This window comes from Bradyrhizobium sp. USDA 3262 (assembly GCF_054060035.1).
On sequence record NZ_JBSSCT010000001.1, the window covers coordinates 1,892,411 to 1,907,123 of the forward strand.

Below are 14,713 nucleotides of genomic sequence, written 5' to 3' on the forward strand. Positions count from 1 at the left end.
GTCAGGATTTCAAAATGCTAGCTCCGCCTGTCGCCGCTCAGCCGATGTTCGATTGGCCTTGAAGGTCCCGACAGGCAGCGGTCGAAGAAGCTCGTCTTCCCGCTGTGTCCGATCGAGCCAGGCCATGCGTTGCTCGCGGCGAATGACTGCCATCTGACGATCATGGAACGGAGCAACATTCGCGTTCGCCTCGATCGTCAGGATCACGTAGGCTTCCGGCCACTCGCACGTCGCGGGACGCCAGATACCCGCAAAATAGAACCAGTCGCCGTCGGCGAGCGAGAAGGCGTAGTGTTTGCCGCGGCTCCGATGGCGGAACTCGGAGGCTGGCACGAGGCAGCGGTGATCGGGAAAGGTGCGCCCTTCTGCGCGGATGACGGTGAAGGCGCGGCCTCCGGGCTCGCGTGGTTGAAGGCCCCACGGCAGCTCGACCATTTCGAGGTCGCCGCCGTTGCGCCGGATGACGACGCGTCGTTGACCGATCGCTGCCTCGGAGTCGAAAACGCTTGCGCTCATGGTGGAGCGAACATAACAAGAACGGCCATCTCGCGCAAACGGGAAAGGAGACCTTGGACGATGTGCAACGACTATCGCCTACACGTGGACGTCGCTTCCATCGTCGAGGACTTCGCCGATCTCAAGATCAAAATCCGCTTCGCCGAAGGCCGCCCGAACATCGAGGCCCGCAACGATATCAAGATCACCGATGTGGGTCCGATCATCCGGACGGTCGAGGGCGCGCGAGGCGAAGGCGACATGGTGCAACGGCGATGGAGCTGGCCAGGACCGAACAAGCGGCCGGTCTATAACTTCAGGTCAGAAGGTCGGGAATTCTCATCGAACCGCTGCCTGATCGTTGCCGACGGATTCTACGAGTTCACCGATCCCAAGGACCCGAAGAAGAAGCGCAAGGACAAATGGCTCTTCACGAAGAAAGACGAGCCGCTCTTTTGCATCGCCGGGATTTGGCGGAACACGCCCGAGGTCGGCGAGGCGTTCACCATGCTCACCATGGAGCCGGGCCCTGACATCGCACCTTACCACGATCGGCAAATCGTGATCCTCGATCGCGATGCTTGGGCGGATTGGCTCGATCCATCCGTGCCGGCGAAATCGCTGATCACGCCGCTCGCGCCAGGAACGCTGCTCGTCGAGCAGGTCGGGTAAGCCGAGCTAAAGCGCCGCAAAATCTGGATCATGGATGCGGCACGGCGCGCACGACCTGGCGGGCGGGCTTGTCTTGCCGCTCGCCCTGATAGGAAACCTGGCGCAAGAGGTTGTCCTCCGTCCAGGTAAGGTAGGTCACCTCGACGACCAGTTCGGGTTTGACCCAATGCACGCGCGACACTTCAAGCGGTGAGCCGAAACGGGTTTCGCGGGGCGGCGGGACGTCGAGCGGCATGCGTGACGTCTTCAGTGGTTCGAGTCTGCGGGCCAAGCGTTTCAGCTCCGAGATCGTAATCCCAGTGCCGACCCGCCCGGCATACCGCAGCGTGCCGTCGTCGGTGTAGTAGGCGAGCAGCAGCGAGCCGATATGGGGGCGGCTGCCTGTGGGGTCGGTCCACCCGACGACGACGAATTCCTCACGGTTGAGGCATTTTGACTTTACCCAGAGGCCGCGGTCGCCCGGCGCGTAGGGCCGATCGCTCCGTTTCGAAATGGCGCCCTCGAGTCCCAGCCGGCAGGCGTGCTCGCGAAACCTGGGCCCGTTGCCGACCACGTGTTCGCCGAAGTGGAGCCCAGGTGTCGGTTTCGAGAGCACCGCTTCCAAGCGCGCTTTGCGCTCAATGAGCGGCAGCTTCGCCGTGTCGTTGCCGTTCAGGAACAGAAGGTCAAACGCAAAGAGAACGAGGTCGCCGGTGCGACCTTCGTCCATCGCCGCTTGCAGGCGGCCGAAGGACGTTACGCCATCAGGCCGAACCGCGCAGAGCTCCCCGTCGAGATATGCGCTCTCGACCGAAAGTGCGCGGAGCGCCGAAACCGTGGCTTGGTAGCGATGGCTCCAATCAAGGCCGGTGCGGGTCAGCAGTCGGATATCGTCGCCATCGATGCGCGCGTGAATCCGGTATCCGTCATACTTGATCTCGTGAAGCCATTCGGGACCGTCAGGGGCTTCGGTAACGAGACGCGTGAGCTGCGGCATGATCCAGGCCGGCGGGTGTTTGGCGGCTGCTCTGTCGCTCCTCTTTATTGTTCGCGCCATTCCGCCGTTCCTCCGCGGAGCTGGCCGACAAGTCGGCAGATCGCCCGCACTTAATCGATAACCGTTTCGTGCGCCAACGATTGCGCCGCTACCCAGTCCACATCAGTGGAAATCCCGGGTCTTCACCCTGATCGTATCGATGTGCGGGTCCGGAATATAGATATCGCGGGCGCGCAGGCCCTTGGGCGGCAGCTCGCGCGGATCGGGGCCGCCGGCGTGCGTAACCTGATCGCCGCGTCCATGCGGCACCGGAAACGGCGCGTCGCGGTCGCCGACGCTTGCCAGCTCGGGCGAGAGATCGGTGAAGCGCTGCGCGACCAGATGAACGACCTCGCCTTCGCGCTGGATTCTGCCGCGCACAGCGATCATGCCGGCAGAGAGGACGGTGCGCCGGTTGGCCTCGAACACTTGGGGCCAGACGACGAGGTTGGCGATCCCGGTCTCGTCCTCGAGCGTGATGAACATGACGCCTTTGGCCGAGCCGGGCCTTTGCCGCACCAGCACGATTCCCGCGGCTTCGAGCCAGCGGCCGTCGCGCGCCTGCATCGCCTCGGAACACGAAACGATCCGACGCCGGCGGAGATCGTCGCGCAGGAAGGTCACAGGATGATTGCGCAGCGAAAGTCCGACGTGGCCATAGTCCTCCACAACCTCGCGGCCGCGGGTCATCGGCCGTAGCGACACAGGCGGTTCAATGATCTCGGGGACGTTGTCGTTCTCGCGCGCCGATGCGGCGGCGAAGAGCGGCAGCGGTTCGTCGCGCAAGGCTTTGATCGCCCAGAGCGCCTCGCGGCGCGCCAGGCCGAAGGCCGCACGAAACCCGTCCGCCTCGGCGATCTGCGTCAACGCGGCGACGGGGACGCCGGCCCTGCGCCACAGGTCGTCCACAGACGCGAACGGCCGGTCCGCCCGGCACGCGACGATCGCGGCGGCGTGGGCATTGGCGAGGCCCTTGACAATGCACAGGCCAAGACGGACGGCGAAGCGATCCTCGTTTTCGGTCGGCTCCAACGTGCAGTCCCACCGTGAAGCGTTGGTGCAGACGGGGCGCACCTCGACGTCATGCGCGATGGCGTCGCGGACGATTTGCGCCGGCGCGTAGAATCCCATGGGCTGGCTATTGAGCAGCGCCGCGCAGAAGACATCGGGGTGCCAGCATTTGAGCCAGGCGCTGGCATACGCAATAAGCGCAAAAGAGGCTGCGTGGCTTTCCGGAAATCCGTAAGAGCCGAAGCCTTCGAGCTGGCGGAACGTCGCCTCGGCGAAATCGCGATCGTAGCCGTTGGCGACCATGCCCTCGATGAGCTTGGTCCTGAACGAACTGACGCCGCCCGTGTGCTTGAAAGTCGCCATCGACTTGCGCAGCAAGTCGGCCTCGCCCGGCGTGAAGCCGGCGCATTCGATGGCGACGCGCATCGCTTGTTCTTGAAAGAGCGGCACGCCGAGCGTCTTGCCCAGGACTTTCTCGAGCTCCGGCTTCGGGTAGTGGACCGGCTCCAGTCCCTCGCGTCGCCGCAGATAAGGATGCACCATGTCACCCTGGATCGGGCCGGGCCTGACGATCGCGACCTGGACGACGAGGTCGTAATAGGTCCGCGGCTTCAGACGCGGCAGCATCGACATCTGCGCGCGGGATTCGATCTGGAAGGTGCCGAGCGTGTCGGCTTTGCGGATCATCGCATAGGTGCGGGGATCTTCGGCGGGAATGGTTGCGAGATCGAGGTTGACGCCTTTGTGGTCGGCGAGAAGGTCGAGGCCGCGCTTCATGCAGGTCAGCATACCGAGCGCCAGGACGTCGACCTTCATGAAGCGCAGGGCATCGATGTCGTCCTTGTCCCATTCGATTACCTGGCGATCGATCATCGCGGCCGGCTCGATCGGCACGAGGTCATCGAGGCGATCGTGCGTCAGCACGAAGCCGCCGGGATGCTGACTCAGGTGTCGCGGCGCGCCCATGAGCTGCCGGGCGAGGTCGAGCGCGAGGCGCAGGCGCCGGTCTGAGAGATTGAGATTCAACTCCGCCACGTGCCGGTCGGCGACGCCTTCCTCTGACCAACCCCAGACCTGGCCGGAAAGCGAGCGGATGAGGTCCTCCGGCAAACCGAGCGCCTTACCCACATCTCTGATCGCCCCCTTGGTCCGGTAGCGGATCACGGTCGAGCAAAGCGCGGCATGATCGCGACCGTAAGTGTCGAAGACCCACTGCATGACGATCTCGCGCCGCTCGTGTTCGAAGTCGACATCGATGTCGGGCGGCTCGCGCCGCTCTTCCGATACGAACCGCTCGAAGAGCAGATCATTGCGGCCCGGATCGATGCTGGTGATGCCGAGCACGAAGCACACGGCGCTGTTGGCAGCCGATCCGCGGCCCTGGCACAGGATATCGCGCGAACGCGCGAATCTGACGATGCTGTTGACCGTGAGAAAGTACGGCGCGTAGCCGAGCTTCTCGATCAGCCGCAGCTCATGCTGAAGGGTCGCGCGCACGCTGTCGGGAAGCCCTTCGGGGTATCGCTCGCCGGCGCCAACCCAGGTGAGCTTTTCCAGCGCCTGTTGTGGCGTGAGCGCGGGGTCGTCGCGCTCTTCCGGATACTGGTAGGCGAGCTCATCGAGCGAGAAGCGGCAGCGCTCGACGATTTCCAGCGTGCGGGCCAGGGCCTCGGGATAGCGGCTGAACAGCCGGTGCATTTCTTCGGACGGCTTGAGATAGCGATCGGCGTGACGCTCGCGACGATCGCCTAGCTCATCGATCGTGACGTTGTGGCGGATGCAGGTCACGACGTCCTGCAGCATGCGCCGGCTGGGCTCGTGGAACAGAACATCATTGGTGACGACAGTCGGCACGCGCAGTTGCGCGGCAAGGTTCGAGAGCTCGTGAAGGCGGAGCTGATCGTTCGGCCTACGCCGCAGCGTGAGCGCCAGATAGGCGCGATCGCCAAAGGACTCGCGCAGGCGGCGCAGGCGAAGCCCGCATTCGTCGTCGGCGAGGTCCGGCACGAGGATCGCGATTAGCCCCTCGCCATAGGCGACGAGATCGCTCCATTCGAGATGGCACTTGGCCTTGCCGGCGCGCTTCTTGCCGAGCGAAAGCAGACGGCAGAGCCGTGAATAGGACGGCCGGTCGGTCGGATAGACGAGGACCGAAATGCCGCCTGCGAGATCCAAATGGCATCCGACGACGAGGCGCACGCCCGTCGCCTTCGCCGCTTCATGGGCCCGCACGATGCCAGCGAGCGAGTTGCGATCGACTACGGCGAGCGCGTCGATTCCGAGCAAGGCGGCCAGGCAGAACAATTCCTCGGCCGACGACGCGCCGCGCAGGAAGCTGAAATGCGAGGTAACCTGAAGCTCGGCGTAGCGCTGGGTGCTCATCCGAACATCCCGTGCAGATACCAGCGGTGCGAGCCGGTCGACGCATCCTCGCCGTCCCCGGAACGATAGACCCAGTAGCGCTCGCCGGCGTCGTCCTCGATGCGGAAATAGTCGCGGACGGCTGCGAGCTCGGCATCCCGCTTCCACCACTCGCCGAAGACGCGTTCGGGACCGTCGGCGCGCTTCACCCTGCGGCGGATGCCACGCCAGGTGAAGGAGACCGGCGGATGATCCGGCAGGAGTGCGACCGTCTCGATCGGCTCCGGCCGCGCGAGCAGGCGTGCGGGCCTCGGCCAGTGGTTCGGCCACGTCGCGTCACTGTCGGGCGCCATCGCGGGAATGCGACAGACGGAGCGCTCGGGCACGTCGCTCGAGACGGGCGCGATCCGATAGATCGCGCGCTCGCCCACGCGATTGGCGAGCGTGTCCACGAGGTCCGAGATATCAGGTGCAGTTTCCTCGACCAGTGAGCTCATGAGCTGCCTGCGCACGAGCGGCTCGGCGATGGTCGCTGCCAGCGTCATCGCTTCGATGCCGAAGCCCGGATCGATGGTCTCGATCCGGTCGCAGATCAGTCGGGTCAGGCGCTTGTTGTCCCGCACCGGCTGCGCGGTGCCGACCCGCGCGGCCTGCATGCGGTTGTCGACGCGGCGGCACAGGAGGTCCAGTCGTCGCGCGCCGAGGCCTTTGTCCTCGAGCGCGGCGCAGAGATCGATAACGAGCTTGCCGACATAGCGAGCAATCGTCTCGGCCGCGCCGATCGGCTCAGCGAAGGCGCGCCTTACCTCAACCAGATCGGGCGGTCGGATGGGTTCGATCGGTTCGGCGTCCTGGCCGAGAGCCTGGTCGAGACGCCGTCCGAGCTCTGGCCCAAACCGCAATATCAGCGGGGCGCGCGGTTGCGCCCGAATGTCGTGGACGTGCTCGAAACCGAGAACGCGCAGGTCCCCGGATATCGCGGCCGGAAGCCGCAGCGCTTCCAGCGGCAACTGGGCGATAGCGGATGCACCGTGTCCGGGCGGCGCGATGAAGGTCGGTCGCGCGACATAGCGCGCCAGCGCATGGGCCGCGCCCCAACTATCGGCGATGGCTGCGCGCGCAGCGACGCCCGACATCGCCAGCCGGCCAATGAGCGCGTCGAGCATTGCCAGCTCGCCGCCATGAAGATGGTCGGCGCCGGTCGAGTCGATGACGATGCCGTCAGGCGGGTCGGCAGCGACGATCGGCGCGAAGCGCTGCAGAATCCACAGGGCGAGACGGTCCAGCGCGTCGACGTCCGCTGCCGGATCCGCGTCCTTGATAATGAGGGCCGGCACGAGAATCTGGGCCTTGGCGACCGGCATGCCGACGCGAAGGCCGGCGGCATGCGCGGCGGCGTCCGCCGCCAGCACAACCCGCCTGCTTCCTTCGCGGCCGATCAGGACGAGCGGCGCCTCAGGCGGAGGCGCCGCGTCGCCAGCCTTCCGCCGCAGCCGGTCGGTGGACCAGGTCGGCAGGAAGAGCGAGACGACCCGTGTCATCGCATGCCTCCAACTCGAAATCTGCGCTTTCACCCGCGCGAGCGCGGATGAGTTCGACAAGCCAGCGATGTCGCCCGACACCTGGAACAGGCAGCGGCGTTGATGGCAGCACCGAGACGCGCCAGCGCGTCATCGCTGCTGTCGGCTGTCCAAAGTCCGCCGCCTCGGTCTGGCGGCGCCAGCGCCGCAACGCGATGCCGATGGTGCTTTTGCCCTCGGCCGCGAGTTGAAGCCGGCGCGAGGCTGTCATTGTGAGACGGCCCACTTCGGCGACCACGGCGCCGAGGCCGCCATGCCTCAGCCCTTCCTCCATGCAGGCCAGAACGGTCTTGTCGTCGCCGGCCTCGACATAGATTGCGCGGGCCGGCGCCAATCCGGCCTGCGCCAGCGCCGGCGCGAACAAGTCTGGCCGCGTGATGCACCACAGCACCTTGCCCTTGGTCCGCGCCGCCACGCCAGCCGCGAAGAGCGCGGCCGCAGCGCCGTCGACTGCGCCATTGCCGCCTCCCGCCACTTCGTGGAGAGCGCCGAGCGCCAGCCCGCCGCCGGGAAGGCGGGTGTCGAGATCGATGATTCCGAAGGGAAGCACCGATTTGGCGCGGCGGCCGTGGCCTTCAAGGCGGGCGATCCGCTCTCGAAGTTCGGACACGGTCAAATGGCTAGCGGGCGTGCTCATATCCGCTTGAAACGATCCCAGGTTGAGGTATGTTCTATGTTTGTTCTCATTGCAGGAAGAGTCAATGAGAGTCGAGGGCCGCGCGTAATTCGGCCCTTGTCGCTGGGCGTTTGACGGCATATGTCTTTGGCATATGCTTAGAGGTGGTCCCAATGGGTGAGCAGCGGCACGTCAGACTTTTCCGCAATGGCCGCAATCAGGCCGTTCGCATCCCGGTCGAGTTCGAACTGCCCGGCGACGAGGCGATCATGCATCGCGACGGCGAGCGGCTCGTGATCGAGCCGGTGCGCAAGCGCGGCCTCGTTGCTTTGCTCAAGTCGATGAAGCCACTCGACGAGGACTTCCCCGAGATCGAGGATCCCATTCCGACGCCGGAGCGCGTCCTGTGACGCGTTACATGCTCGACACCAATATCATCTCCGATCTCGTCAAGAATCCGCAGGGCAAGGCGGCACAGCGGATCGCAAAGGTCGGCGAGGATAACATCTGCACCAGCATTATCGTGGCAGCGGAGCTGCGTTACGGTTGCGCAAAGAGCGGTTCAAAGCGCCTGCTTAAGGCCGTCGAAGATCTACTTGGAGAAATTCCTGTGCTGCCATTTGATGTCCCGGCCGACGCCGAGTATGGCGGCATCCGCTCTGAACTGGAGGCCGCTGGGAGACCAATCGGCGGTAATGATCTTCTGATCGCCGCGCACGCATACACGACGGGCGCCACCATCGTTACGGCCAATACCGATGAGTTCAGCCGTATCCGCGGTCTTAACGTGGAGAACTGGCTCGCTTGACCCTGCCGAAGCTCGATTCTTTAAGCTCAGCCCGGCTGAACGGAACAGAATTGTGCGGCCATAGCGCCGGATTTCGCTGCTTAAGACGCGCGATCAAACGACCGAGAATCAGCATGTCCGCCTGCGCCGGACGCTCAAGCTACTGTTTGCGATAAGGTCAGAGGGGGGGCTGTTGGTCACGCGGTCGACTTTCATCGTTGATGGTCCGCTCGCACTGCGCAGCCAACGCCTTGCCGCTGCCCGCGAAGGGGCTATCGGCCGAGATATCCTGACATTCCCCCTTCTTGCGGCGCGCCTTGCGGGTGGCTTTTTGTCACCTCTTGGCACCGACGTTCTCTTTCCGGCGATTCAAAGCGCACTCGCTGATGGCGGCTTCAAGGATATCGCAAATGTAGCGGGATTGCCCGGAATGCCGCGCGCGGTGCTTCAATCATTGGATGCGATTTGGCGCGCGGACGTCGACCTGTCATCGCTTCCGAACGATATCAGTCGTCTCGCCGATCTACACCTAATCGAAACACGCATTCGGCAAGGCCTTCCGGCAGCACGGATGCTACCACGCGATCTTCGATCCACCGCAATCGAGCGCGCATCGCAAGCAAAGACGCTCCTCGGACCTGTGACGTTGGTCGGGCTTGTGTCCGTGGATCCGATCTGGCGCTCGTTGGTGAACGAACTCACGCGGTTTACAAATGTGATCTGGGAGTTGCCGTCCCAGAGCGATCATGCATGGTTCAGAGGAACAGTCCGCCCTCGCACGCCGTTCACGCCGCAAGTCTCCGCCGAAGTGAGCGCCGATCCAAAATCTGAGGTGATTGAAGCACTGCGCTGGGCGCGCGCGCTTCTGTCGTCAGGCCAGGCAAAGCCCGAAGAAATAGCAATCGCCGCTACCTCGACCCAGGACTGGGACGATCATGTTCTGGCATATGCCCGCAACGCCGGTCTTCCGGTGCACTTCTCGCACGGCGTTCCCGCTCTCAGCACGCCCGAAGGCCAGGCGTGCGCCGCGCTTGCTGACGTCCTGACGAATGGTCTCAGCCAAGAACGTGTTTGGCGTCTCATAAGGAGGCTGCCCAATCGACCGTTCCTCAACACGCTCCCGGACGACTGGTTTGCCGCTATCCCGCGAAGCGCGGGCCTTAGGGCTCTCGATCATTGGCAGCAAGCATTGTCAGCGGCGAGGATCCATCGGACAGGAGGCGATGTTGCCGAACGGATCTTGCTTCCGATCCTTGAGCTTCTTGCGCAGGGACCTGTTGCAGGACGCGAGGTCGGTCGGCGGTTGTTCAGCGGAGCAAGTTTGGCGATGTGGGACGAAGCGCTGCGAAGCGCGCCACCACATGCGATCGGTCTCTCGCTGGAGGTCTTAAAGGTGACCGACGGACGCGATCCCGCGAATAATGTCGTGTGGTGTCCGGCGTCTCATTTGGCCGCGAGCCCCCGACCTTTTACCCGCTTGCTTGGCTTGACGAGTCGGTCCTGGCCACGCTCGGAGAATGATGATCCTCTGATCCCAGACCACGTGCTCAGTCGCCGCAAACTTCGTCCCGTCACGATGGCGGAACGCGATCGGCTGAATTTCGAAGTCATCCGCGCCGGAACGCGAGGTGTCCTGGTTCTGTCACGCCCAGAACGGAGTGCAAAGGGCAGCATTCTGTCACCAAGCTCTCTGTGGCCTGCCGACGAAATCGTGCGCAAGCGCGATCGTATTCCCGAGCACGCTTTCAGCGAGCCGGATCGTCTGCTGGCGCGCCCCCAGGATGCGGGCCAACTTCAGCATGTCCGTCAAACTCAGTTGTGCTGGCGAAACTGGCACCGAGAAGGGACGCATACTGCCCACGACGGCTTGGTCGCCGCGAACCATCCTGCAATTATCGCCGCTCTCGCCCGCACGCAGTCGACAACAACGCTCCAGCGTCTATTACGTGATCCGCTCGGCTTCGTGTGGCGCCATGCTCTGGGATGGCGTTCTGTTCGCTTGGAGCCGGAACCACTCCAACTCGATCCCTTCACATTCGGCGAGCTGGTGCATGAGCTAATAAGCAGCGCCATCACGACACTTGAGCCCATACCGGGTTTTGCCCGAGCGAACGAAGAGGAAATCGCCGAGGCAATTGAAAAGGCGTCAGCTTCGGTCGTCTCATCGTGGCCACTGCAGCGTTCCGTGCCGCCACCAATTCTGTGGCGGCACACGGTTCGCGAAGCGGCACGACGCACATCCAGGGGGCTTTGCTCTGATGATCCGACACGCGCCGACACACGGAGCTGGAGTGAGGTGCCATTTGGTCAAGACAAGACCGATCTGAATGTGTGGCCATGGGATGCAACGGTCACCATCCCGATTTCAGAAGCCAGCCTTATCTATGGTGGCCGCATCGACAGGATCGACATTCGCGCCTCCGGCGATGGCGCGCAGATCACCGACTATAAGAGCGTCAAACCGCCGCCAAAGAGCCAGCGGATCGCACTTGGGCAGGGCCGCGAGCTGCAGCGGGTCCTCTATGCGATGGCGGTGCGCAAGCTTCTTCCCGAGGTCAGAACGATCGTAGCCCGACTGATTTACCTCGCCGACGATCCTGCGAGGTTCGAACTCAGAGGCGAAGAACTCGACCGCGCCATCACCGACGCCACGACGTATTTGAAGGCAGCCGCGGAAATTCTGCGCAGTGGCCGTCTCGCGCCACGGTGGGAAAAGGACACAGACTACGACGACATGCGTCTCGCGTTGCCTGCCGATCGCGAGAGCTATCTCCGCAGAAAAAACGTCGAGTTCCGAGCCGCCAATCAGACACTGAGCAAGCTTTGGAACGCGTCCACATGACCCTCGTCGATCAGGACAATCGCCGACGTGCCATGACCGATTTTACATCGGTGTTGCTGGTGGAGGCCGCGGCGGGCACGGGCAAGACCTCTCTCATGGCCGGTCGGATCGCCATGATGCTCGCGAATGGCCACGAACCCGGCGAAATCGCCGCGATCACGTTCACCGAACTCGCTGCCAGCCAGCTCGCACGTCGCATCAGGGACACGGTAGACGCGCTGCTCCTCAACGATATACCAGCATTTGTCAAACCGGTTTTGCCTGACGGGCGGCTCACGGACACTCAGCGCGCATGCCTTGCGAGCGCAGCCACGCGGCTCGACGATCTCACGGCGACCACGATTCACGGATTTTGCCAATCCATCTTGCATACTCACGGCGTGCAGGCTGCACTCGATCCCGGCGCTCGAGTCGTGGATGCGCCGGTTGCAGATGCGCTGTTCCTATCTGAGCTTTCAGCTTGGTTCTCGCGACGCCTGGCTGCAGACGCCACTGCCGACGATCCGATCGTCGTGCTCGCGCAGGAAATTCCGCTCGAGGTCGTCGAACTCGTTCGCGAACTCGCGGTCCTGCGCCGCAAACATCCCGATGCCAAACCCGTCCCACCGGTCTCGAACGCGCGCCCTGACATCAACTTTGTCCAAGCGGTTGACGATTTTGACCGATGGCAGTCGAGCGGCGAGCGTGACAGGTGGGCGCGCGGGATTGCGCAGGAGCTCCGAAAGCTCGCAGCGCGCTATACCGATACCTTCGTTGCTATTCCCGATTTTGCCGCGCTTTGGAAGCTCTGCGACGCCGGACGTTCGCGTCTCATCGACAAAGGCCTGCAACTCATCTCGTACGACGAAGCCGCACAGAGGTTCGGCGCCTATCGGGAGGAAGGAGGCGATGCGGATGCTATCGCACGGTACCAAGTCGTAAACGATGCATGGAACGAACTCGTCGGTCACATCGCGAGCTGCCTCGTTTGCACTCTGTCGTCTTCGCTGGACCAGTTGCTGGTGGGTTATCGTGACAGGAAGCGGGCGGCGGCAGTCCTCGACTTCGACGATCTTTTGCTTCATGTGCGAGATCTGGTCCGGTGTCACGACGACGTGCGGCAAGCCATTGGGCGGCGATACAAGTTCATTCTCATCGACGAGTTTCAGGACACGGACCGGGTCCAAAACGAGATTCTCTTCCTGATCGCCGCGATACCGGGACACCCAGGACCTTGGCACGAAGGCAAGCTCCGGCCCGGCTCGCTGTTCCTCGTGGGCGATCCGAAGCAGGCGATCTACCGTTTCCGCGGCGCCGACATCGAAGCCTATCAGCACTGTTGCGAGCTGATCGGAGCGCAGGATTCCGGTGCGGTCCTTGAAGTCACCGCAAACTTCAGATCGCAAAATGCAATCATCAGGCACGTCAATTCCTGCTTTGAAGATGTGTTTTCCAAGCCGTCGCAGCCCCGATACGTGGCTCTAGCGCCGACGATTCCTGATTATGATTACCCAGTTTCCTGCGTGAGCCGCTTCACCGTCGAGGTCCATACGGACGGGCGCATCTACGCGGAGATGTTCAGAGAAGCCGAGGCCGAGCGCGTTGCGGAGATTTGCACGCGCTTGATCGGCAACGTAACGATTACGCGCGCAGACAAGTCGCAATCGCCGCTAAAGCCGGGAGAAATCGCGCTGCTATCGCCGGGGCATACTGAACTCTGGCGCGGTATGAACGCGCTCTTGAACAGCGCGGCCTCGCGGTATCTTCTCAAGCAGGTCAGACGTTAATGCGGCGACAGGAGACGCAGGACATACTTGCGCTTCTGCGCGTCCTGGCAGACTCCTCGGATGTGCTCGCTTTCGGTGCATTGATGCGCGGGCCGCTCGTCGGTTTGAGTGAGCAGGAACTCCTCGACATCACAGCCTCGCTTCCTCCCGGCGAAGCAGGCCAAGCGACGTACTTCACGGTGAGGACCGATGCGGCCCTTGTGCGGCATCCATTGGCAAGTTCGGTTCTGCAGGAACTGCAAAATCTGCGAAAATTGGCCGCGATTTCAACGCCGAGCTTAGTTCTGGCGACCGCGATTGAGCGGCTTAACGCGCGGGTCATCATGGCGGCCCGCCACAAGAACCGCAATGCGCGAGCGTTGGCGAACCTCGACGCTCTGATCGAGCGGGCTAGGCGCTACGGCGTCGCGGGCTTGCGCGCCTTTGTGCGCGACCTCCAGGCCGATTGGGAGCGAAGGATTCGAGTGCCTGAAGGTCGCATTGACGCAGCTGAGGATGCGATCGAGATCGTCACCATCCACAGCGCCAAAGGCCTCGAATGGCCTGTCGTAATCCCGATTAATTCGACGACGGAGCTATATCGCGGGGATCAATTCGTTCATCGCCAGTCCGATAACACGTTGCACTGGATGCTCGGCGGCGTCGCGCCACCGGATCTGGCGGCCGCGCGCGCGGAGGAAAGCGAGGAAGACGCCGACCAAAGGGAACGGATTTGGTATGTCGCTTGCACCCGTGCGCGTGATCTCCTGATCCTCCCCTCCATTCCCCAAGCCGCGAAGGACTCGTGGTTCAGCTCGATCAATCTCAGGCAGAGCGAGGTTCCTGAACTCGATCTCTCGGCTCTTCCTGAGCCGGCAGCACGCCCTGCGCCTAGCAGCAAGAATGGGCAGTCCGCGGACGCATTTGCATCCGAGCAGCGATGCATAGACGAGAGTGCAAGACCTATCGTTTGGCGCCGCCCTAGCGATCACGATCTGGAGCGTCTTCGGGATCCGCTGGAAAGCGTGATCGTCGCAGAGGCGATAGCTGAACATCCTGATGTAGTCGGAGCGGGCGCCCTGCGCGGAATTATTCTTCATAAACTGATGGAAGAGCTCCTGACCGGCGAGCTGCTGAACAAGAGAGAAGCCGCGGTGGATCGGGCGGATGTGTTGCTGTCACAGTTGATCAGTACGGCGGACGATGAGCGACCTCTTCCAGAGCCCGCTGAAATGGCTGAGACCGCATTGCGGGCGCTGGCCTTGCCGGAGATCGCGGCGCTCAAGCCCTACCTCGTTCCCGAACTGGCAGTATGGGCAGCGCGGGACGCCGCTTTTGTCGCGGGGCGGGCTGACGCCCTTGCGATCAGGCAGGGGAAGATCGATGTCGTGGTCGACTGGAAATCTGACCTGAACCCAACCGCGAGCATTCGAGCTGGATATGTCGGACAGCTACGAGATTATCTCGAGGCGACGGGCGCAGCGCGCGGCGCCCTTGTGTTCATGAGCATCGGGGAAGTCGTTTGGGTCGAGTGTTGAATCTGACTGCGTCAGCGGTCTCAGTGTCGAGAATTGGTTCACCTAGCACGC

The 14,713-nt window shown here is 63.1% G+C and carries 11 protein-coding genes; 6 read left to right on the top strand and 5 right to left on the bottom strand.

The genetic code is table 11. From position 1 onward, the window contains the following. Nucleotides 1-9: 9 nt before the first annotated feature. Entirely contained in the window at nucleotides 10-516 is a 507-nt protein-coding gene (locus ACVWYP_RS08780) for an SOS response-associated peptidase family protein (protein ID WP_456684080.1), read from the bottom strand. A gap of 60 nt (nucleotides 517-576) precedes the next feature. Here ACVWYP_RS08780 and ACVWYP_RS08785 point away from each other — a divergent pair, with 60 nt between their 5' ends. Then, complete coding sequence (locus ACVWYP_RS08785; protein WP_456684304.1) at nucleotides 577-1,167, top strand: SOS response-associated peptidase; 591 nt, start codon at nucleotides 577-579, stop codon at nucleotides 1,165-1,167. A 28-nt stretch (nucleotides 1,168-1,195) separates the two neighbouring features. On the opposite strand, the gene ligD is transcribed toward ACVWYP_RS08785, so the two are convergent. The 4 genes from ligD to ACVWYP_RS08805 all read right to left on the bottom strand — a co-directional run bounded on the left by ligD (nucleotide 1,196) and on the right by ACVWYP_RS08805 (nucleotide 7,771). Further along, entirely contained in the window at nucleotides 1,196-2,143 is a 948-nt protein-coding gene (gene ligD, locus ACVWYP_RS08790; protein ID WP_456684081.1) for a non-homologous end-joining DNA ligase, read from the bottom strand. 162 nt (nucleotides 2,144-2,305) lie between these two features. Further along, nucleotides 2,306-5,575 carry an error-prone DNA polymerase gene (locus ACVWYP_RS08795; protein WP_456684305.1) on the bottom strand — a complete coding sequence of 1,090 codons (3,270 nt, stop codon included), beginning with the start codon at nucleotides 5,573-5,575 and terminating at the stop codon, nucleotides 2,306-2,308. After that, complete coding sequence (locus tag ACVWYP_RS08800; protein ID WP_456684306.1) at nucleotides 5,572-7,095, bottom strand: Y-family DNA polymerase; 1,524 nt, start codon at nucleotides 7,093-7,095, stop codon at nucleotides 5,572-5,574. Before ACVWYP_RS08800 ends, ACVWYP_RS08795 begins: the two co-directional genes overlap by 4 nt. Then, nucleotides 7,010-7,771 carry an ImuA family protein gene (locus ACVWYP_RS08805; protein WP_456684307.1) on the bottom strand — a complete coding sequence of 254 codons (762 nt, stop codon included), beginning with the start codon at nucleotides 7,769-7,771 and terminating at the stop codon, nucleotides 7,010-7,012. The genes ACVWYP_RS08800 and ACVWYP_RS08805 overlap by 86 nt, the downstream gene beginning before the upstream one ends. Before the next feature lie 152 nt (nucleotides 7,772-7,923). Here ACVWYP_RS08805 and ACVWYP_RS08810 point away from each other — a divergent pair, with 152 nt between their 5' ends. The 5 genes from ACVWYP_RS08810 (at nucleotide 7,924) to ACVWYP_RS08830 (ending at nucleotide 14,662) form a co-directional block, all read left to right on the top strand. Continuing rightward, a complete protein-coding gene (locus tag ACVWYP_RS08810; protein ID WP_456684082.1) occupies nucleotides 7,924-8,160 on the top strand; it encodes an antitoxin in 237 nt (78 codons plus the stop codon). 8 nt (nucleotides 8,161-8,168) lie between these two features. Beyond that, on the top strand, nucleotides 8,169-8,558 hold the full coding sequence (locus ACVWYP_RS08815; protein WP_456684083.1) for a PIN domain-containing protein: 390 nt from the start codon (nucleotides 8,169-8,171) through the stop codon (nucleotides 8,556-8,558). 172 nt (nucleotides 8,559-8,730) lie between these two features. Beyond that, entirely contained in the window at nucleotides 8,731-11,379 is a 2,649-nt protein-coding gene (locus tag ACVWYP_RS08820; protein ID WP_456684084.1) for a PD-(D/E)XK nuclease family protein, read from the top strand. Beyond that, a complete protein-coding gene (locus ACVWYP_RS08825; RefSeq protein ID WP_456684085.1) occupies nucleotides 11,376-13,145 on the top strand; it encodes a UvrD-helicase domain-containing protein in 1,770 nt (589 codons plus the stop codon). The genes ACVWYP_RS08820 and ACVWYP_RS08825 overlap by 4 nt, the downstream gene beginning before the upstream one ends. Beyond that, a complete protein-coding gene (locus ACVWYP_RS08830; protein ID WP_456684086.1) occupies nucleotides 13,145-14,662 on the top strand; it encodes a 3'-5' exonuclease in 1,518 nt (505 codons plus the stop codon). The genes ACVWYP_RS08825 and ACVWYP_RS08830 overlap by 1 nt, the downstream gene beginning before the upstream one ends. The last annotated feature ends 51 nt before the right edge of the window (nucleotides 14,663-14,713 follow it).